We start from the raw sequence: 20,546 nt of genomic DNA, 5'->3' as shown, positions 1-20,546 counted from the left end.
TCCATTATGTTTGATGCAACTAACTCGATATTGAAATCGGGTTTCAATGCTAAAGAGTAGTATACCAAAGCACAACGCGTATTGGAATGGACATAGTTACAATCCGCATGGACTTTTGCCGAAACGCCTTTCGGGCGAAAGGCAAAGCCTGCTTGTTGTCCGGCCGGCTCACCGGCTTTTTCTGTATTAATGCTGCTGCCGGATTCAAATGTTCCAGGATTCTTCGTGAATCCCTTTACGGAACTCTGTGGGAGACAAACCGGTTTGCCGTTTAAAAAGCCTGCTGAAATAGAAGGTGTCCGTGTACCCCACGCACTCGGCCACCTGCGATATGGGGCACCCGCAAGTTTGGAGCAGCTCTTTCGACCGGCGTATGCGGCACTCGGTCAGATAGCTGATGGGACTTAATCCAGTGTGCCGTTCAAACAAATAGGCGAATCGTCGCCTTTCCAGCCCAAACTGTGCAGATATTTTTGCTACGGAAATCGGATCGGCATAATTCCGATGGATATATTCCACAGCCTGTGTCATCAGGTCGGCATTATCATCGCGGATCTGTCTTTTGGCGGAAACGATCATTTCTTCCACCACGTTCATGAACAAAACTTTTGACTTCAACGCCGCCATCGCGTCCAGTGCGGCATAGCTTTGGCGAAGCTGGCCGATCAAATCCGTGAGCCTGGGATTGTCCCCTGTTTTTATCAGAAAATGCTCGTTGAAAAGCGGAAACCTCGGCACCTCTTCTTTTGGTATCTGATAATGGACAAGGGCATACTGCCAATAAACATCCCCGATCACCTCCTTGGATACCGGCGTATCCGGTCCCGCGTGAAGAACGACACCCGGCTCCAGGACATAGGGTGTGCCGTTTAGGGTATATCGGGAGCTGCCGGCCAAAGGAAACACAAAGCCCGCGCCATTCCGATTGGTTTTCCAGTTGATCTGCCTGCCTCCCGGCGGGACGGCCGGAGCGAAAATATCAAAAAACGCTACGGATGCCTGTGCAAAATAATCCGCGAGCTGATGAATATTAATTTCCAATGTGACACCCCTTACATTTGTTTGCTTCCGTGTTTTCCGGTTTTGCAGCTGTTACAGCAGCCAAAAAACTGCACCCGTGATCCGCCACTGTAAAACCGTACTTTTCCTCGATCTGCCGCTCCATTTCATCCAGCATATCCTCCCGCACATCCTGCACAGAACCGCACTCAGAGCAGATGAGATGATGCTGCGTATGAACACTGTTTTGGCTGTGGATCTCGTACCAAAACAGGCCGTCGCCCACTTCCAAACGTTGGGCAAAGCCCAATTCCATCAGAAGATGGTACATCCGGTATATCGTCGCCTTGCCAATGCCCGGCTGGGATTTCTGTAAAAGCGCGTAGGCTCCATTGATTGTGATGCGCTTGTCTCTGTGCTGCCAGAGAAAGTTCGCCACCTTCTGACGCCGCTTTGTATACCGATCCCCATGCTCATGGAATATCTTCTTTCAATCCTTTATTCCTAACGTGATTTCCATTCCGATTCTTCCATTTTGCACAGGACTATCTGTTTTTGAAAGAACTGATTGAAATACAATTTCAGTATAACCGCGCTTGTCGTTTTTTGCAATGCGCTCTTACAACAGCACGATCTGACTTGCGCAAAAATCCATATAAATTGTAAATGTATTCATTCCATAATGCCGCGTGATTTGCTATAGTAAACAGGCGAGGAAATGCTTGTTGAATTTCAACTGAAGCACAGGATATATCAAAAAAGAAGGAGGCTTCTGTTTGAGTATTTCAATCCAAAGAAACCGATATGAAGGCAGAGACTATTATGTCTGTCTCCCCACATCTTACGCGCAGGGGGATACACGTTACCCTGTCGTATATGTGCAGGACGGCGACCGGCTTCTCCCTGTCCTGGAAAATTTGCTTGGCGACGGGCATGGCAATGATTCCGGAAGACTTTATGAACATATCATTGTGGGCGTGATCCCCCAAAACCGCCACGATGAATATACACCGTGGCCCGCGCAGGCAGTCATGAATGGCGCGCCGGCGTTTGGCGGGGTCGGGGATCAATACCTTCAGTTTCTGGCAACGGGCCTGAAGCCTCATATCGATGCCAATTACCGCACGCTGCCCGGATCTGCGGACACCTCGATCATCGGCGTATCTCTCGGGGGGCTGATCTCGCTGTATGCGATATACAAGCAGGATTGTTTCGGGTGCGCGGCCAGCATATCCGGGTCTTTCTGGTACCCGGGTTTTGTTTCTTTCATGCAGGCCCATACTCCGCTCAGTTCCACTGTCCGTGTACTGCTGCTCTCAGGACGCATGGAAGGCGTCGGCGATCCTCCGCCTTTGCGCTGTTCGGTGAACTGCCTGAATCGGGCGCACCTCATATTAAAAAAACAGTTACCACATCAGGACATACCGCTGATCTGGGATGACGGCGGTCATATAGACAACCTCGATTTAAGGTTTGAAAGGGCACTGCAATTGGTATTGCGCAGATAGAATAGGATATCAGAAAAAGCAATTCCCTTACTTGACCACTTTTGTGTATGTAAGAATAACCGCAAGGCTGTGTATGTAAGAATAACCGCAAGGCTTTCAGCCTTGCGGTTATTCTGTTTCTTGGTAGAAATAAGCGGTCTCCCAGCTGAGCTGCCTCCATTCTATCGGCCCGCATACGTCAGTGCCGAACAAATCGTATTTAGCACGAACAGAGACGATTGCTAACAAAAATTCACAGAGGTTTTTTCAGGAAGAAGGTAAAGGACCCGGCTGCTACCTCCCGCCCGTTGTCGTCGGTCAGAGAAACCTCGTACAGGCAGAGGGTACGTCCTATTTTCTGAGGAATGGCCCGACAATAAATCTTGTGTCCATCCCCCGAGGCGGGGTTTAAAAAGTGGAAGGAATAATTCACGGTGATGCACATGTGCCCGGTGGCGCAGGCAACGCCGTTACCGGCTACCGTGTCGGCCAACGTGGCAAGGCAGCCGCCATGAACAATCCCCGCAGAGTTCAGAGATTGGGGTGTAATGACCAGCTCTCCCTCAGCCACATCCTTTTCCAGCTTTGTAACGGTGATCCCATTGTAGGAGGAGAAACTCTGCACGGAATTTTCTCTCTCCCGCCATGCGTTCCGTGTGTTCATCTTGCTGTCAATTGGATTCATCTAAACTCTCTCTCATTTCTCTCAACACGGTGATATAAAAGAGATCGTTGAAATCTTCCGGATTTCAACGATCTCTTTCACGATATGGTGGAGATAAGCGGGATCGAACCGCTGACCTCTTGAATGCCATTCAAGCGCTCTCCCAGCTGAGCTATACCCCCATAGGGCAATTCTGCGGAAAATTCGTCGTTTTTCGCTGAACTGCCTGACTATAATATCATGATACATCCAAAAAAGCAAGACTTTTTTCAAAAAAAATAGCCTTTTATGGATTTGCGTAACTTTACCGTTTTATCCTATAAAACGATTATAAAAACAATTCGGGCTCGGCACGGCGGGTCAAGCCTTCTTCCAACTCGTGCTGATGATACAGATACCCTTCATCCGTATAATACTTGGCGCCCTGCGGACACTTTTTGATACAGGCCCCACACTTTATACAGATGCCAATATATTCGCTCACATCCTCATAAGAAATGGAACCCATGGGACAGATTTCGGCACACAGCTTGCAGTTGTTGCACGCCGAACTGGTCTGCGGCTTTACCTTTCGGATGTCTACCGGGTTCCCTTTCCTGTCGCGCGGCTGATAATACCCGCGGTACGGATGCGGGACACCTTCCACCTCGATCAGCGAAAGCTCCTGCCCAGAGAGGAGCTTCTCTGCAACCTGCTGCCCAAAGTGCCCGGCCTTCGAAAAGTCCTCCGCATCCGGTCTTCCTGCGGCCAGAACCCGGGAAAACGAGTGCTCACCGACAAAAGCCGCCGCGGCCATCGGGCGAAATCCCGTTTTATGTAACAGATCGCGAAGCTCGATCAGAGCGTCATCGTAATTGCGGTTGCCAAAGAGCACTACCGGCACGGCCAGCGCATGATTGCCCTGTAAGGTGTCCAAAAATTTCAGCAGCACATTCGGCACCCGGCCCGCATATACCGGAGTTCCGAAAATCACCAGATCATCCTCTTCGAACACCAGCGGACACTCCCGGCCTTTGGGCAGGGTAAAATCCACAATACTGACGGGCAGCCCCAGCTTCTCCGCTGCAGCCCCGGCAATTTTCATCACTGTTTTTTCAGTCGTTCTTGTAGCGCTGAAAAAAACAGCCTTTACCTGATTGATTCCAGACATTTCACCGCTCCTTTTTCATATTGTTCTTTATGATATCATCCGTTTTCTCACTTTGACGCAAATAACAGTGCGGCGTGAGGTTTTGCAAGGTCATTATATCATGAGCTTTTCCATTATAAGTTCTTATATCGACTTACGAGAAACAGCCGGGATACCAGTATGATGAAAAGAAAGCTTTCCCCTACCTTACACGTGAGGTCATTCTATCATAAGTTTGAGACTGTCTCTCAAAAGGGATCCTAAGTATCATAGACCACCAAACGGATGATTCTATGCTCTCTCCGCCCCAAAAGCTCCGCTTTTGCTCGCGGCGTGAGGTCATTATAACATAACACATCGAGAAGTCAACAAGATCAAAACCAGCGTTTTTCAAGCGTTATGGAAAGACCAGGAGCCGCCCTCAGTGTATTTTAATGAATAAACGACTGATTTTTTGGGCAAAACTTCATATTAAATAAGTGGAAAGAGAAGGAGGTTTATCCATGGGTATACTCGCTTGGGTCATTATTGGCGCATTGGCTGGATGGATTGCAAGTAAATTTATGAATACTGACGCCTCTATGGGCGCGTTTGCAAACATCGTAGTTGGTATTGTCGGCGCATTGATCGGCGGTTTTCTGATGAACATGCTCGGTGGTGTGGGAATCACCGGATTTAACCTGTGGAGTCTGTTAGTTGCTGTGATTGGCTCTGTCATTCTCCTGTGGATCTTAAGGCTGTTTAAAAATCATTGAGAAAAGCGGAGCTTTCCCCTCTTTTCTGCAAACAGGAGCGTCGGGCCAATGGCCCGACGCTCCTGTTTGTTATGCAAAACTGTATGGCGTATAAGCTTGGAAAATGGTTTTTGCAGCGGGCATCATCACCGCTCCGCGCGGCGGTCAGCCCTTTACCGCACCGCTGGTCATGCCGGAAATGATCTGCTTCTGGAAGAGCGCATACCCCAGAACACTGGGAACAATTGCAATAATAATCGCCGCGTACATCGATACATAATCCGTTGTAAACTGGTTGGTAAAATAACGGATCCCGATCTGGATCGTTTTATTCTGCGGGGATGAGGTCAGCAGATTGGCGTAAACGAATTCATTCCAGCAAGTGATGAACTGAAACGTGGCCGCTGTAATCAGCCCCGTCTTGGAAAGCGGCAGGATGATCTGAAAAAAGCGCCCGAAAAATCCGCAGCCGTCGATATACGCCGCCTCTTCGATTTCGCGCGGCAGTGAATCCATAAATCCGCGGATGATGATGACTGCAATCGGCAGGCCGATCGCCGTGTACAGAATCCGCAGCGCGTTCATGGAATCGAGCAGGCCGATTCTGCTGAAAATCGTGAAATACGGAACCATCAGGGCGTTGAGCGGAACCATCACGCCGGCGGAAAAAATGGTGAAGAAGATTTCTTTTCCTTTAAAGTCAAAGCGGGAGATCGCATATGAGGCCATAGCGGCCACAAATACGGTCGCCGCGGTGGCGGTCACCGCAACCGTCACGGAATTCCAGATCATCTGCCCCAGATTGGCCTGAGAAAACGCGTTGATGTAATTCTGAAACTGCGGAACGGCCGGAAAAGAAAACGGATCATTGAAATACTCGGCGTTGGTTTTTAACGATGTAATCAACAGCCACAGCAGCGGGAACAGCGTGTACACCGCAAACAGAAGGATGATAACCCATTTGAGAATCAGACACAAAACTCCCTTGGTGCTGTAACTGGCTTTTCCTTTTACAATCCCTTCCATGACGCTCCCCCTATCTTTTCTTTTCCGCAAACAACCTGCGCACCACAATGATCACCAGCGTGCCGGTCAGAATCAGCATCATGCTCGAAGCATTGGCGCCGCCGTAATTGTTATTGCGCATCTGATTGTACAGGTACAGCACCAAGACCGAGGTACGGTTGGCCGGGCCGCCGTTTGTGAGCAGATACAACTGCTCGAAGGTACGCAGCGCGTACACGGCCGCCAGCGTTACGCAGGTCATGATGGAGTATCGGATGAGGGGAATCGTTATATGCCATTCCATCTGCAGGCGGCTCGCGCCGTCGATGGTGGCTGCTTCGTAATAGCTTTCGTCAATATCGCTGATCCCGGCCATCAGGATGACCATAAAGTACCCGATGTAAAATAAGCCGTACACCAGCACACAGGTAAATGCCGTTTTGGGGTCCCCCAGCCAATTGCGGGTCGAATCCCCCTGACCCACCAGCTTAAGCAGGCCGTTCAAAAGACCGAATTCACTGTTGTATACCGCCGACCACAGCATGGCAATGGCGATGCCGGAGATCACCTGCGGCAAAAAATAAACGGTCCGAAAGATTTTCCATCCGCGTGGCTTTGTGGAAAGCACCATCGCCATGATCAGCGCCAGGGGAACCTGCACCAGACAGGCTCCGGCTACCCAGATCAGATTATTCCTGGCACTGCGCCAAAATACCTTATCCGAAAAAATTTTGGCATAGTTTTGCCACCCGCTGAATTCCGGCGCAGTGATCCCATTCCATTTAAAAAAGCTGGTAACGCCAACGGAAAGGATCGGGACGATAAAAAACACCAGAATCAACAAAAGCGCCGGTGCAAGGAAAAGAACGATGCCGATCCTGTCCTGCTTTGTGATCTTCATAGTAAACTCCCCTGTTTCCTTTTCAAAGAAAGGCCGCGGGCGGCCCAAGGAACACGATCCCACCCGCGGCATAACCGATGTTGCTCGAAAACCAAATTTGTCAGCTGTTGCTGTCCTTTACTTCCTTCAGGTGCTGCACAAATTCAGCAGGGGTAATGTCGCCGATCACAAGGGATTCCAGTGCCGCGGGGAACTCATTTGCCACGGCCGTGGGAACGGAGCCCTGGAAATGACCGATCATGAAAGACGCCGCGGCGCTCTGCTTTACGATCTCGGCTTGCAGCGGGTCTGTGATTTTAGAGGCATCCATTTTAATGGCGAACAGAGCACCGGAGGAGTTTGCAAGTTCTACCACGCGTTCGGGATCGCTGACATAGCGCAGGAACGCTTTGGCCGCCTCGGCCTTCTGAGGATCATCCTGCTTGCCTGCCACCAGATACGCCTGAATGGTGCTGATATACGCGCCGCCGTTTTTGCCGTCGTAGCTCAGGCCGGGTGCAAGCACCAGATTGTCGTACAGGCCCTGCACGCCCTCTTTCTTGATGCGGCCCAAAATCCAGGAGCCGTTGGTGTAAATGGCAGCGCGTTCATTGAAGAAGTGGCCGTTTACCACAGTGGCGTCCGCACCGACTGCGTCGGACGAGGTGTTCTGGAACATTTTCACCATGATCTCCGCCGCTTTTTCAAACGCGGGGTCATCAAAGCCGTTCTTATAGACATCTGCACCGCCGCAGGCCGCCAGAGCATAGGAGTACCAGAGCATGGAGGTCCACGCGTTGGCGCTTGTCATCTGCGTTGCCGGGAAAATGTTCTTCGCCTTGAGCTTGGCGCAGGCATCCCAGAATTCATCATATGTAGTGGGAATGGACGTTACGCCGGCTTCTTCCAGCAGCTTTTGATTGTACATGATCGGAACAACCGCGCTCTCATAAGGCATCGCGTAGTTGGCGCTGTCGATCTGCGCTCTCTCGATGATCCCGTCCTCAAAACGGGAGGCCATGTCGGATTCCGCCAGAAAATCGGTCAGGTTCATCAGCTTGCCGGACGATGCATACAGCTCCAGATCCGGGAAATCCTGCACGGTAAACAGATCTGGCGCGGCTCCGGTGGAAATCAGAGTACGGATCTTATCGCGGTAGGCGTCGTAATCCGTCTGCTCCTCCAGTTTAATCTGATACTTCCCGGCATATTCGGTGTTAAAGCCCGCGACCATTTCGCCGAACACCTTTGCCTTGCTGTCGGAGCCGACCCAAATACAGGGGAACGTCAGAGTGACCTCCTGCCCTGCCTGGCTGCTGCCAGCGCCGGACGCCGTTCCCGTCTGGCCGCTGCAGCCCGTAAAGGAAAGCACTCCAATCGCTGCCGCCAAACTGAAAGCGATCAACTTTTTCATTACACAACCTCCTAATACATTAAAATACTCTCAGATTCCTCGACTGAAACAAATCTGGCCCCCGTTGTGGCAGCAAGTTATTTAAGTGCCTAAACTTAATCCTGTTTTTCCTATTCTATTCTGCTTTCACGGGTGCCTCCCCGATTCAAATTATATCTTAGGATTTGTGTAATGTAAACAATTTTTATTGAAATGCTCTAAATTTGTTTACTCTACTATTTTTAAATATCACAATTTGTGCTATATTATTAAATCTTTTAATTAATTTAAATTCGGATTGCTTTTTGCTTTAAAATTATGCTAAGATCAAACCAAAAGAATGATCTGCCCTGTTCCAAATCACGCATCCATATTTTCGGCGGACATTTTCGCAATTCATTTAACGGTTTCAATATTTAAAATGCAATTTGGGAGGTTGGAACGTGTATACTGATTTGGTAAAGAAAAATCCGGCGCTGTCTCTGCTCCCCGTCACCGACGAATCCTTCCGGCAATATGGCCGGATCGTAGAGGAATACGATTTTACCCCGTGGCTCAAAACAATGGAGCAAATCGCGGTTCCCGAATCGGGGAACGTTTATGTAGCCGACGATCCCAGACTCTGCGCCACAGAGCTGGCCGCCGCCGTAAAAGAGAAACTGAACGGCTCCATGCCGATCGAGGTCGGCTACTGCATCGGCAACGGCAGCCACCTGAACGCGCTGGAATACCACAAGATGCCGGAGCTGGACCTGGCCGTGACCGATCTGGTGCTCTTGCTTGCCGACGCCCGCGATATCCGCGGCAACACGCTCGATACCTCTTTGGTAAAGGGCTATTATGTTCCCGCCGGAACCGCGTGCGAGCTTTACGGAACCACACTTCATTTTGCCCCCTGCAGGGTAAGCGATGAAGGCTTCAAATGCGTTGTCGTTCTGCCGCAGAGCACAAATCTGCCTTTAGAGCGCCTGCCTGAAAACGCCCGCGGGGAGGAACGCCTGCTCTGGATGCAGGGAAAATGGCTGATTGCACACCCGGAAAGCGCTCCCGCCAAAAACGGCGCTTATGCCGGACTGACAGGAAAGAATATTCAGGTTTTCTATTAATTTAAAACACAGGAAGGAGGGCGTACCGATGCCCAATGTGCGCGAAAACGGAGTCAATATGCTGGCCGTGAAAAAACAGAACCGCAGCTCCATTCTACAGCTGATCCACCTGAGCGGCAGTATCTCCAGAAAAGAAATCGCCTTGCGGCTTGGCCTGACGCCCGCCGCCATCACGATGATCACCGGCGAGATGCTCGACGAGGGCCTGCTCTGCCAGGTGGAAGCAGAACGGGAAAAAAGCACCAACCGAAAAGGGCGGCGCGAGGTGCTACTCCAGATCAACGGCGCCCATTACGCCGCGCTGGGGGTATATATTACCCGGCACAAATTCCGGGTACTGTGCACCGACCTGAACAACACCATCCTGTTTGAGGATTTGATCTACACCGGCGACTGCCGCCGCAAGGCCCCAGCCATTCTGGAAAAGCTGACACACACGATTCAGGCAAAGCTTGCGGAATACAATGTGCTTTCCACCAGAACGATGGTGGGGCTCGGCGTGAGTATCAACGGCATTGTAGACAGCATCAACGGGATCAGCGTCAATCCGTTTCAGGTATGGGAGGAACGCAACATTCCTGTCGCTTCCATTTTATCGGAAAAGCTCCGAATGCCGGTGCTGCTGACCAATAACATCTGCGCACTGGCGCACGGGGAAAGCGTGCTTTCGAGCCACCGCCAGATTCACCCGATGCTGTTCATCAAATACGGCCCGGGTCTCGGCGCGGCCTACACGCTGGGGGACGGACAATCCAGCGTATTCAACTACCGGGCGATTCAGCTCGGCCACATGATCGCTGACCCGAACGGCGCGCCCTGCGTGTGCGGCAATCAGGGCTGCCTTGAGACAATCATCCATTACGATTCCATCGAAAACACGATGAAAAGCATGCTCGGTGAGCAGCGCACGCCGGTGCTGTGGGATCTGACCGGTGGCGACGCTTCGAAAGTGACGATTCAGGAGGTCATCCGCGCCTACAATGCCGAGGATCACGTTGTGGAGCAAACGCTCGACCGTGTGATTTTCTATCTTTGCCTTGTGATCAAAAACATGCTTACGCTGTTCGACCCCGAAAGCGTAGTGCTGTACGGGGAGCTGTTTGAAAATGAGCGCTTCCGGCAGTCTTTGCAGCAGCAATTGACCCGCTATGCCAATACCGAACGGGTCAGCTTTAGCCATTACAACATGGGGCTGGAAACACTCGGCCCCGCCGCAACAGTGGAAAGCCTGTTTTTTGAAAACGGCGGCCTGCTGAACAGTGAAGAAAAAGAGCTCTGATTCTGTTTCACCGTCAAAAATCCCGCGAACCGAACTTCGGCTCGCGGGATTTTTGAATTGGGAAATAAGTAGAACGCATGATAACGGGCATTGCCAAAAGTGATCCTGCTTTCATGGAATATTACCCCTTGCGGTAAATGGATTCTTCGATTGCGCCGACCTTTTGTTTTGCGCCTTTCAAAAACTCCTGCCGCCATTCCTCCAGATTCTCGGTAAACCCGGTGGTGAGGAAGGTTTCGGCCATTTCACAGCCCAGAATACCGGCGATGATCCAGCCACCCATGGTGAGAATATTCGCGTCGTTGATGGCGCGGCATTTTTCGGCCGCATAGGTGCTTTCGCAGCAAGCCGCATAAATGCCCTCGAACTTATTGGCGACGATCGCCATACCCATGCCGGTGCCGCAGATCAAAATGGCGCGCTCGAACTCGCCGCTCTGAATTTTCTGCGCTGCGATCGGCGCCACCTCGAAAAAGGGCTTCGGCTGCTCCGGATCAAGCGTGCTGCAGTCGGTCATTTCGTAGCCTTTGCCGGCAAGATATGCTTTGACCTCTTCCTTGAGGCCAAACCCAGATTTATCCGATCCAATCAATACCTTCATCTGAAATTCTTCCTTTCTGTCACTTCATGCGCTGCACGGACGATCTCCTTTGCCGTGAGGCCGAATTTTTCTTTCAGGTAGTCGGTCAAGCCCACCTCGCCAAAGCAGTCGCGCACCCCGACCCGTCGCAGGGGCACCGGGCAGTTCTCCCCAAGGCATTCCGCGGCGGCGCTGCCGAGCCCACCGATGACGGAGGCGTTTTCCGCCGTAACCACCGCTCCTGTTTTCATTGCGCTGCGAAGAACTGCTTCTTCGTCAAACGGTTTGACGGTATGTACATTCAGCACCTCGGCGCTGATCCCCTGCCCGGCCAGCTCTTCAGCCGCCAGAAGCGCCTCAGCCACCATGATTCCGGTCGCAAGGATCGTGACATCCCCACCCTCGCGCAGAAGGGACGCCTTGCCGAGCGTGAACTCGTCGTTCTCTGAATCAATCCGCACCGCGGGCCGGCGCAGCAGGCGAATATAAACGGGGCCGTCGTGCGCCAGAATCTGCGGGAACGCCGCGCGCAGCTGGGCACTGTCCACCGGCTCGTAAACCGTCATTCCGGGGATGTTCCGCATGATCGACACATCCTCCATGCTCATGTGGGTGCCGCCGTTCAGCTCCGCTGTGATTCCCGGGTCGCTACCAACCATCTTGACGTTCAGGCCCGCGTAGGCGACCGAAAGCGTCACCTGGTCGCACACGCGGCGGCTTGCGAAGGCGGTAAAGGAATGCGTGAACGGTATTTTCCTCATGGCGGCGAGTCCCGCCGCAACGCCGATCATATTCGCCTCGGCTACGCCAACATCGATGGCCCGGCCCGGCATCTGCTGAGAGAAGCGTTTGACACTCGATGCCGCCATCAAATCCGCGTCCAGCGCGACGATCCTGTCATCCTTTTGGGCGTATTCCAGCAGCAGGTCTACGTAGGTATCCCGCAGCCAATGCTCCTCCAACTTCACCTCAAACGGCTGATTCATTTACGCTCCCTCCTTTTCCAGCTCGGCGACCGCTGCTTTCCACATTTCTTCGGTCAGCTTCATGTTGTGGGAGGCGAGTTTTCCCTCTGAAAAAGAAGCCCCCTTGCCCTTGATCGTGTTCAGCAGGATCATGGAGGGCTTCCCCTGCGCGCGCTTGGCCTGCTCCACCGCGCTCACAATCTCATCGGTGTTGTGGCCGTCGATCGACTGCACATGCCAGCCGAAGGCACGCCATTTGTCCTCCAGCGGCTCGAGCGGATTGATCTCTTGCGTATAGCCGTCGATCTGCATTTTGTTGTAATCGGTAAAGGCGATGAGATGATCCAGCCGCCTGCCACCCGCAAACATGGCGGCCTCCCAAATCTGGCCCTCGTCGCTTTCGCCGTCGCCGATAATAGTATAAATCGTGTTCGGCAGATGGTCCATCTGAACCGCGAGCGCCATTCCGACCGCGGCGGAAAAGCCCTGCCCCAGAGAGCCGGTGGTCATATCGATGCCGACGGTGCGCCGCATATCGCAGTGGCTGGGGAGCATGGTGCCGGGACGGTTCAGGGTATCGAGCAGCTCTATCGGGAAATAGCCTTTCAGTGCCAGCGCGGCATACAAGGCCGGGCCGCCGTGCCCTTTCGAGAGCACCAGCCGGTCGCGCTCCGGCCACCCGGGATTTTGGGGATCGATCTTCATCAGCCGAAAATACAGCGCCGAGAGAACCTCGCAAATAGAAAGGCTGCCGCCGACATGCCCGACGCCGAGCTTCCCGATTTCCTCCAGCGTCAGCTTGCGGATGACATTGGCCTGATGCTGCAAATCGATTTGTTGTTCGCTCATCTTTGTCCTCCTGTCTGAATTACAGTATGGAACGAAGCAGGGCCGTCACCGTCTGCCTGTTCATCTCCGCCGGGGTCAGCTGGATGATCGCCGCCTCCAGCCCAACCTGCGCGATCTGTTCAATATCTTCCTCCCGCACCCCGGCTTCGTGCAGCCGTGTGCGCATGTTCATGCTGCGCATCAGATCCTCGACCGCCTGCGCCAGCGCCGGAACATCAGCAAACCCGAGCCAGCCGCACAGCTCACGCATTTTCTTCTGCTTCTTTTCTTCGCTGATGCGGATAAAAGCAGGCAGCGTAATGGAGCAGGCTTCGCCGTGGCTCAGCCCGAATTCCACCGTCAGCGGGAAGCTGACCGCGTGAATCCCGGTGGTGCGGGTCTGGCTGAACGCGACACCCGCGAGCGTACTGGCCAAGCTCATGTTTCGCCGCGCCTGTGCGTCCTGCGGGGAATCGTACGCCGTTTTGATATTTTCCAGAATCAGCTTCATTGCGCGCATGGCAAGCATGTCACACATCGGCTGCGATTCCCGGTTCCAATATGCTTCGATCGCGTGGCAGAACGCGTCCATCCCAGTGGAGGCCGTGACCGCCGCGGGCAGCGTGTGGGTCAGGGTGCTGTCGACCAGGGCGATGTCCGGCCAGAAAAGCGGGCTGAGCATGGGAACCTTCTTCCCGGTTTTACGATTCGTGAACACACCGACATTCGTTACCTCGCTGCCGGTGCCCGCCGTGGTGGGAATGCAGATGAGCTGCGCCTCGCGGCGTTCCAGCTGTTTGGTTCCGCCGCCGTAATAGTCGTAGATGCTGCCCGGATTGCTCACAAGACAGGCAACCACCTTTGCTACATCCAGCGAGCTGCCGCCGCCGAGACCGATCACGCACCGAGCGCCCGCGTCGCGCGCAGCCTGCGCCGCCGTGTCCACACTCTCGCAGGAAGGGTTCGGCTCAATTTCACTAAAATAGGCCACTCGCCTGCCGCCAAGACCTTCGCCGATTTTTCGGGCGACTCCGCTCTGATATAAAAATGGGTCTGAAATCACCAGTACGCTTTCCCCCTTAACCTGATCCCCCGCATGAAAAGCTGCGCCGTCCTCAAAAACGATTTTGGTCGGCATCGTAAACTGAAAAACCGTATCCATGCTTTCTCCCCTCACATTCAGATAAACCTTTTAACTGAATCGCGCATTTTGCTGCAATCCGGTCGTTCTACTTTTGATTTTAGGTGCCGCCAAAAGAAAAGTCAATTATTTTTTAAATGTTTTAATTAAATAATTCCGACTGCTTTTTGTGCTTTTTGACCGCTTTCTTTTTTCTCACGGCGGTTTTACTTAGCCCTGATGCAGCTTATTGATTGAAACAGTTCATGAGTACTTCCCTCTTCTGATTTTCCGAATCTATGTCTGATCATCACTAAAAATCGGCGGAACAGCTGCGTTTTCCCTGGAGATATGCGCTTTTCTGCTCACCTGCATTTAACACTGTTCCTACAGGGTTGCCAGAAGAAACTTCGTGCTGTTTGAAAAGAGACTTCTACCCCTCCAAAAATGTTAGCTTTGATTTAGTCGTTTTATTGATTGACATTGATTCTCACCTATATTACTATTTAATTAAACCTGTTAAAAATAATTTCAATCAGCCCGATTGGGTAAAGCGCCCCGCGTTTTGCAGTTCGGCGATTCAGGATTGGGGAGGCCGTTTATGAGCATGGAAGAGCTGCTGTTCGGGCTGCTTTCTTTTGTCACGCATGTCATCGAATCGATTACGGGTTTTGGCTCCACCGTACTGGCCCTCCCGTTTGGAATCGCCATTGCAGGTGTGTCGGTCGCAGTGCCGGTGCTCTGCCTGCACGCATGGCTGCTTTCCGCCTATGTCATCGCGACGGATTTTCGAAAAATCCAGTGGAAGCAGTACGGCATTGTGATGCTGTTTGTGCTCCTCGGCCTGCCGATCGGCATGTGGGCGTTTTCCGCGCTGCCCGAAATGGTGCTGAAATTCTTGCTGGCAGTTTTCATGATCCTCGTCGCCGCAAACGGAATCCGTCAGGGGCTGAGCAGAATAAAATCCACCGACACCATGCCGCAGGGCTTTCGCAAATACATACTCTACTTTCTGCTGTTCCTTGGGGGCATCGTTCATGGTGCTTTCAGCTCGGGCGGCCCGCTGCTGATCATCTATATCACGCGTACCATTCGTGAAAAAAGCCAGTTCCGCGCTACCATGTGCTCGTTTTGGTTCAGTCTGAATTTGATTTTACTGATCCGCTACATTGCAACCGGTGTTTTTACCGGCACAGTGTTACGCATGAGCCTGATCACTCTGCCGTTTTTGGCGGCCGGTATTCTGCTCGGCACCTGGATTCATCAAAAAATTCCGAACCGGCACTTTCTGTTTATGGTATATATCATACTGTTTTTGTCGGGCTGCTTTATGGCCTACTCCTCCCTGCCGGCACTGATGGCCGGGTAAACAAAGAAAGCGAGGTGCGAATCATGCAAGCCTGTTGGAATCATACCGCCTGGATTCTGCGTCATAACGATACCATTCTGCTCGAGGCCTCGCCGCAGCGGCCGATGATCTATGTGGGAGTCGGACAGGAAAGCGTCGAGATGTACCGCGGCAATTTCAAAATAGAGGATTATCTGTCGGAACGCGTGCCGCTTCGCGTCACCGGGGCCGAAGAAACGGATTCCGGATGGACGCTGGATTTGGAAGAGCGGCTTCGCATACAGGTGATGCTTCAGGGCGAGCTCGCGGAGCTGTCTTTTGAACAGCTCGATCCGTCCATCAACCGTTTTTGGCTGCGCGTGTGCGCCGACGCAGACGAATCCTGCTACGGCTGCGGCGAGCAGATGTCTTATCTGAACCTGCGCGGCCGGCATTTCCCCCTGTGGACATCTGAGCCCGGTGTGGGACGCGACAAAACGACCTATATCACCTGGCGCTCCGATGTGGAGAACAAGGCCGGAGGCGACTATTACAATACCAACTACCCGCAGCCTACCTACGTTTCGTCCCGAAAATACTATCTGCATGCGGACTGCACCGCCTACGCGGATTTCGACTTTCGAAATGAAGCATTCCACGAGCTGCAGTTTTGGGCGGTGCCGAACCGCATTCGCATCGAAGCCGCCGACAACTGGGAGAACCTGCTGTACCGGCTCAGCGAATTCCTTGGCCGCCAGCCGCTGCTGCCGGACTGGATTTACAACGGCGTGATCCTCGGCGTGCAGGGCGGCGCCGAGCGTGCCTTTTCCCTTGCGGAGCGCACTTTGCAAAGCGGCGTTCCCCTGGCCGGAATCTGGTGCCAGGACTGGGCTGGGAAGCGCGAAACCTCATTTGGCAGACGGCTGCAGTGGGATTGGAAGCTCAATGAGAAGATGTACCCCGGCCTGCCGGAAAAAATCCGCGAATACAAGGAGCACGGCATCCGCTTTTTGGCGTACAACAACGGATATCTGGTGAACGACGGCGAATTGTATCGAGAAGCAAAAGAAAAAGGCTATTTCGCTCTTGCCGCGGACGGCGGCGACTATCTGGTGGATTTTGGCGAGTTTTACTGCGGCGTAGTCGACCTGACAAATCCCGAAGCCTTTGAGTGGTACAAAGACTGCATTAAAAAACAGATTCTGGCTCTGGGAATTGACGGCTGGATGGCCGATTTCGGTGAATATCTACCCACCGACGTCAAACTGTTCAACGGCGTTTCCCCCATGCTGGAGCATAATCACTGGCCCGCTCTTTGGGCGCGCTGCAATTATGAGGCGGTCGCGGAAAGCGGAAAACTTGGCGAAGCCGTATTCTTTATGCGTGCCGGGGCCACGGGCTCGCAAAAATACTGCCCTCTGCTCTGGGCCGGGGATCAATCCGTGGATTTCAGCAGACACGACGGCCTTGGAACCACGATCACGGCTGCCCTCAGCGCCGGAATGTGCGGCTGCGGGCTCAGCCACAGCGACATCGGCGGATACACGTCGCTGTTCGGCAATCGGCGCACCAAAGAGCTGTTCCTTCGCTGGGCGGAGATGGCGGTGTTCACCCCTGTGATGCGAACGCACGAGGGCAACCGCCCCGATGAAAATTTTCAGGTATATGACGACGAGGACGCGCTGAAACAGTTCGCCCGGCTTGCCAAAATCCATGTGGCGCTGAAGCCTTACCTCAAACAGCTTGTGGAGGAAAACGCGACGCGCGGCCTGCCCGTGCAGCGCCCGCTGTTCGTGCATTATCCAGAAGATCGCGCGGCCTATCACATCCAGACGGAGTATCTGTTCGGCCGCGAGCTTCTCGTTGCCCCGGTTCTGGAAAAAGAGGTCTGCAAATGGCGGGTATACCTGCCGCAGGACAGCTGGGTGCATCTGTGGAGCGGTGCGGAATTCGATGGCGGAGAGCATCTTGTTGATGCACCGATAGGCTACCCGCCCGTGTTTTACCGAAAAGAAAGTGAGTACAAGCGCTTGTTCCGCGGGCTTGCGGAGCTGTAACGCAGTATTATAAGCCGGTACGAAGTATTTTTTCCTGGAAAAGAGTCTGCGGGTGAACAGTACCAATCCGCGGGCACGAAGCATATGTCGCGCTCAATCGCAAGGACTAACGAAAGGCGGAATTGTTATGGCGGAATATCAGGTGGCCTATTTGCCCATTGGGGTGCCCACGTTTCATCTGGAAAGTGCGCAGGCGGAATTTGAAAAATCAGTCGGATTGCTCACCTCTTTATCGACTCAGGTGGTGTGTCCGCAGAACATGCTGCTGACGATCGAGGAGCTGAATGCGTTTTTGGATACGATTTCCCCTCAACTTTTGATCATCCAGAATATCACCTTTGCCAACGCGGCCTACGTAAGCCAGATTCGCCACCGCTTCTCTGGCCCCACCCTGTTGTGGACACTGCGGGAACCGGTGATCGACGGCGGGCGGCTGCGTCTGAATTCTTTGACGGGGGCTTATTCCGCCGCCAACGCTATGCACGCGCTGGGCGACAACCGGTTTGCGTATGTATTCGGCGCGCCCGAGGAGGAAGCGGTGATTCACAAAATCCACGCGTTCCTGCGCGCCGGTGAGGTCTATCACAAGCTCCACTCGCTGAAAATGGCGGCGGTGGGCCATACGCCTCAGGGCTTTGGCTTTGGCCGTGCGCTCGATTCGGAGCTGCTGCACACCTTTGGCGTTACGCTCGAATCCATTGAAACGCGTGAGCTGATGGAAAAAGCCGTGAGCTACACGGAGGAAGAATGTGCTGACTGCCGCAAAGCCGCCGAGCAGGCCATGACGGGGCTGGAAAACACGCCCGCCAAAAACCGTGACGCGTTTGTGCGGCTGTACAAAGCCTATGACGACTATGTAAAAGCAAACGGGATCGGTGCGCTTTCTTCGCGCTGCTGGCCGGATTTCTTTACCGCCTACGGCACGCCGGTATGCTCCGTTCTGGCGATGCTAAATGACAATCTGGTTGCCTCCGCCTGTGAATCGGATGTTTACGGCGCGCTGTCGATGTACATCGGCACCCAGCTGACCAGTCTGCCGACCTTTTTCGGCGACCCCGTTTCTCTGGATGAAGTGGAAAACACCATTACATACTGGCACTGCGGTACTGCCGCCTGCTCTTTGGCCCGCGTGGACACCGGCGCGCAGGTGGGGGTTCACCCGAACCGGAAGATCGGCCCCACGATGGAATTCGGGTGCAAACCGGCAGAGCAGGCAACGGTTTTTCGCATGGGCCGAAAGGTGGATGGAACCTTCCGGCTGTTTATTCTGCCGGGCCGCGCGCTTGATAAGCCAAAGCAATTCTGCGGAACCTCTGTGGTGGTACAGCCGAAGGCCGACGCTCTGCGTGTGGTGGAAAGCAGTGTAAAAGCCGGTTGGGAGCCGCACTTTACCGTGATTTACGGAGATGTAAAAGACGAGCTGCTGGCTCTGGCCGATATGCTCCGGCTTGAAGCAGAAGTGTACGAATAAAGCGTCTTTCGGTTTAAAAAAGAGCAGCAGAAAGCGGTCAGGGCGAATGCCTTGACCGCTTTCTGCTGTGATAGAGTCTGAATTCAACAGAGTACTTCTGGACTATGTTGCGGAGAGCGTTTTGAAGTATCAGCGATTTCTCCCATGCTGAAACAAATCGTCCATTCCGACAAAGACCTCCGCCGTCATCGTAACCCCCAGCTTATAGCCGTAAATCAGGTTTCCGACCGCAGTGAGCCTGTTCAGCTCGTCCTGTGCATCGATGTACTTTTCAAACAGTATTTTTTCTTCCTCATTCAGTCTTTCCAGAAGATATTCCTCATTCCGGGTCAACATTCGCATGGCCTCACCATATTCGGAATTTCGATGAAAAGGCTGCGCCTCCGGCGATAGATTGCCATAAGCAAATTCTTCGAGAATGCTCGTCATAAAAAATCATCCTTTCCTTGTTTCCCCAACAACGGCTTGAAAGGAATGGCCGCGCATGCTATAATATTTACGCAGCATTTGCTTTCGGGCATTTGTTGGTTGGGGGAAGTGGCGCCTTGCTTTGTGGGTTGGACGCCGCTTCCTTTTATTTTTCTTTGAAGTTACACAAGTTGGAATAGATCAGCTCAATACCAGCCCGTATCACCTCTGACCTCGACATCTTTGTCATTTTACAGCAGTAGTCAAGTGTTTCCAGTTCTTTGTTCGTCATCCTCGTTTCCACTTTTTGCTGCCGCGCGTTACCAGATGGGGGCCGACCTGTGCGTGGACTCAAATCATCACCTCGCTTATCGTCCTGACAACAATATAATATTATTGCCAGGACGATAAGTCAATCTAATTTTATAAAACTGTCTGCTGACACAAAGCCCCCTGCATTCTTACAAAAAGAATGCAGGGGGCTTGACATTCGTAAAAACAAAGCGCCGCCCCGGCGCAAATGGCGCGGGGGCGGCAAAAATGAGTGAGAAATACGGATTAGAACAAGCCGGAAATGCGGCCGTTTTCATCCACATCGATGTTCTCGGACGAGGGCTTCTTCGGCAGGCCGGGCATCGTCATCACGTCGCCGGTGAGAGCAACGATGAATCCGGCACCCGCGGATACCTTCAGGTTTTTGACCGCGATCTCGAAGCCTTCGGGAGCGCCCAGGGACTTCGCGTCATCGGTAAAGCTGTACTGTGTTTTCGCCATGCAGATCGGCAGGTTGCCAAAGCCAAGCTGCTCGAGCTGCTGCGCCTGCTTCACGGCCGGGCCGGTCAGAACAGCGCGGCTGCCGTGGTACACTCTCTGTACGATCGCGTTGAGCTTCTCTTTGATCGACAGCTCGGCATCGTACACATAGCTGAAGTTATTCGGGGCCTCGCACAGACGAACGACCTCTTCCGCCAGCTCTACTGCGCCGGCGCCGCCCTTTGCCCATACCTCGCTGAGAGCAACCTCAACGCCCAGCTCTTTGCACTTGCTGCGGATCAGAGTCAGCTCGGCTTCGGTATCGGTGGGGAAACGGTTGATGGCGACTACGCAGGGCAGG

At 53.1% G+C, this 20,546-nt stretch carries 20 protein-coding genes and 1 tRNA gene; 7 read left to right on the top strand and 14 right to left on the bottom strand.

Translation table 11 applies throughout. The annotated features are described in order from the left end of the window. Positions 1-204: 204 nt before the first annotated feature. Both TY09_RS11395 and TY09_RS11390 read right to left on the bottom strand, forming a co-directional pair. Positions 205-1,041 carry an AraC family transcriptional regulator gene (locus TY09_RS11395; protein ID WP_198133656.1) on the bottom strand — a complete coding sequence of 279 codons (837 nt, stop codon included), beginning with the start codon at positions 1,039-1,041 and terminating at the stop codon, positions 205-207. Beyond that, the gene (locus TY09_RS11390) at positions 1,031-1,483 is read right to left on the bottom strand and encodes a Fur family transcriptional regulator (RefSeq protein WP_081759657.1); all 453 of its coding nucleotides are present in this window, start codon (positions 1,481-1,483) and stop codon (positions 1,031-1,033) included. Before TY09_RS11390 ends, TY09_RS11395 begins: the two co-directional genes overlap by 11 nt. Positions 1,484-1,775: 292 nt before the next feature. On the opposite strand from TY09_RS11390, the gene TY09_RS11385 reads away from it, so the two are divergent. Next, positions 1,776-2,507, top strand: coding sequence for an alpha/beta hydrolase (locus tag TY09_RS11385; protein ID WP_042434445.1), 732 nt, complete (start codon positions 1,776-1,778; stop codon positions 2,505-2,507). 232 nt (positions 2,508-2,739) lie between these two features. On the opposite strand, the gene TY09_RS11380 is transcribed toward TY09_RS11385, so the two are convergent. The 3 genes from TY09_RS11380 to TY09_RS11370 all read right to left on the bottom strand — a co-directional run bounded on the left by TY09_RS11380 (position 2,740) and on the right by TY09_RS11370 (position 4,300). Continuing rightward, positions 2,740-3,171, bottom strand: coding sequence for a PaaI family thioesterase (locus TY09_RS11380; RefSeq protein ID WP_052335618.1), 432 nt, complete (start codon positions 3,169-3,171; stop codon positions 2,740-2,742). 85 nt (positions 3,172-3,256) lie between these two features. Further along, a tRNA-Ala gene (locus TY09_RS11375) sits at positions 3,257-3,332 on the bottom strand. Between the two features lie 146 nt (positions 3,333-3,478). Further along, on the bottom strand, positions 3,479-4,300 hold the full coding sequence (locus tag TY09_RS11370) for an EFR1 family ferrodoxin (protein ID WP_042434442.1): 822 nt from the start codon (positions 4,298-4,300) through the stop codon (positions 3,479-3,481). Between the two features lie 482 nt (positions 4,301-4,782). Here TY09_RS11370 and TY09_RS11365 point away from each other — a divergent pair, with 482 nt between their 5' ends. Further along, a complete protein-coding gene (locus tag TY09_RS11365; RefSeq protein ID WP_009065214.1) occupies positions 4,783-5,034 on the top strand; it encodes a GlsB/YeaQ/YmgE family stress response membrane protein in 252 nt (83 codons plus the stop codon). Positions 5,035-5,178: 144 nt separating this feature from the next. Here TY09_RS11365 and TY09_RS11360 read toward each other — a convergent pair whose 3' ends face one another. The 3 genes from TY09_RS11360 to TY09_RS11350 all read right to left on the bottom strand — a co-directional run bounded on the left by TY09_RS11360 (position 5,179) and on the right by TY09_RS11350 (position 8,312). Then, positions 5,179-6,039 (bottom strand): carbohydrate ABC transporter permease, encoded by an 861-nt coding sequence (locus TY09_RS11360; protein WP_042434439.1) that lies wholly within the window; start codon positions 6,037-6,039, stop codon positions 5,179-5,181. A gap of 10 nt (positions 6,040-6,049) precedes the next feature. Continuing rightward, positions 6,050-6,919 carry a carbohydrate ABC transporter permease gene (locus TY09_RS11355; RefSeq protein WP_042434436.1) on the bottom strand — a complete coding sequence of 290 codons (870 nt, stop codon included), beginning with the start codon at positions 6,917-6,919 and terminating at the stop codon, positions 6,050-6,052. A gap of 100 nt (positions 6,920-7,019) precedes the next feature. Continuing rightward, positions 7,020-8,312, bottom strand: coding sequence for an ABC transporter substrate-binding protein (locus TY09_RS11350; protein ID WP_042434433.1), 1,293 nt, complete (start codon positions 8,310-8,312; stop codon positions 7,020-7,022). 422 nt (positions 8,313-8,734) lie between these two features. Here TY09_RS11350 and TY09_RS11345 point away from each other — a divergent pair, with 422 nt between their 5' ends. Beyond that, the gene (locus TY09_RS11345) at positions 8,735-9,397 is read left to right on the top strand and encodes a DUF4867 family protein (protein ID WP_052335616.1); all 663 of its coding nucleotides are present in this window, start codon (positions 8,735-8,737) and stop codon (positions 9,395-9,397) included. A 28-nt stretch (positions 9,398-9,425) separates the two neighbouring features. Continuing rightward, positions 9,426-10,676 (top strand): ROK family transcriptional regulator, encoded by a 1,251-nt coding sequence (locus TY09_RS11340; RefSeq protein ID WP_042434431.1) that lies wholly within the window; start codon positions 9,426-9,428, stop codon positions 10,674-10,676. Between the two features lie 121 nt (positions 10,677-10,797). Here the strand turns inward: TY09_RS11340 and TY09_RS11335 are convergent, their stop codons facing one another. From TY09_RS11335 to TY09_RS11320, 4 genes are read right to left on the bottom strand one after another with little or no spacing between them, the layout of a single operon-like run. Beyond that, positions 10,798-11,277, bottom strand: coding sequence for an RpiB/LacA/LacB family sugar-phosphate isomerase (locus tag TY09_RS11335; protein ID WP_042434428.1), 480 nt, complete (start codon positions 11,275-11,277; stop codon positions 10,798-10,800). Next, positions 11,274-12,242: a transketolase family protein gene (locus TY09_RS11330; protein ID WP_042434425.1), complete on the bottom strand. Its 969-nt coding sequence runs from the start codon at positions 12,240-12,242 to the stop codon at positions 11,274-11,276. The genes TY09_RS11335 and TY09_RS11330 overlap by 4 nt, the downstream gene beginning before the upstream one ends. Next, positions 12,243-13,070, bottom strand: a complete 828-nt coding sequence (locus TY09_RS11325; RefSeq protein ID WP_042434422.1) for a transketolase — start codon at positions 13,068-13,070, stop codon at positions 12,243-12,245. A gap of 19 nt (positions 13,071-13,089) precedes the next feature. Beyond that, on the bottom strand, positions 13,090-14,211 hold the full coding sequence (locus TY09_RS11320) for an iron-containing alcohol dehydrogenase family protein (RefSeq protein WP_042434420.1): 1,122 nt from the start codon (positions 14,209-14,211) through the stop codon (positions 13,090-13,092). Between the two features lie 559 nt (positions 14,212-14,770). On the opposite strand from TY09_RS11320, the gene TY09_RS11315 reads away from it, so the two are divergent. The 3 genes from TY09_RS11315 to TY09_RS11305 all read left to right on the top strand — a co-directional run bounded on the left by TY09_RS11315 (position 14,771) and on the right by TY09_RS11305 (position 19,024). Beyond that, positions 14,771-15,538, top strand: coding sequence for a sulfite exporter TauE/SafE family protein (locus tag TY09_RS11315; RefSeq protein WP_042434417.1), 768 nt, complete (start codon positions 14,771-14,773; stop codon positions 15,536-15,538). A gap of 23 nt (positions 15,539-15,561) precedes the next feature. After that, positions 15,562-17,553 (top strand): alpha-glucosidase, encoded by a 1,992-nt coding sequence (locus TY09_RS11310; protein ID WP_042434414.1) that lies wholly within the window; start codon positions 15,562-15,564, stop codon positions 17,551-17,553. Between the two features lie 127 nt (positions 17,554-17,680). Beyond that, on the top strand, positions 17,681-19,024 hold the full coding sequence (locus tag TY09_RS11305; RefSeq protein ID WP_042434411.1) for a fucose isomerase: 1,344 nt from the start codon (positions 17,681-17,683) through the stop codon (positions 19,022-19,024). A 129-nt stretch (positions 19,025-19,153) separates the two neighbouring features. Here TY09_RS11305 and TY09_RS11300 read toward each other — a convergent pair whose 3' ends face one another. Further along, on the bottom strand, positions 19,154-19,453 hold the full coding sequence (locus TY09_RS11300) for a DUF6809 family protein (protein ID WP_042434408.1): 300 nt from the start codon (positions 19,451-19,453) through the stop codon (positions 19,154-19,156). Between the two features lie 537 nt (positions 19,454-19,990). Next, on the bottom strand, positions 19,991-20,546 hold a 556-nt coding region (locus TY09_RS11295; protein ID WP_042432117.1), incomplete at its 5' end, for a formate--tetrahydrofolate ligase.

It is taken from the genome of Faecalispora jeddahensis, from assembly GCF_000577335.1.
In the GTDB taxonomy this organism is placed as follows: Bacteria; Bacillota; Clostridia; order Oscillospirales; family Acutalibacteraceae; genus Faecalispora; species Faecalispora jeddahensis.
The sequence above is the reverse complement of the archived record's forward strand: the minus strand, read 5'-3'. Positions and strand labels throughout refer to the sequence as shown.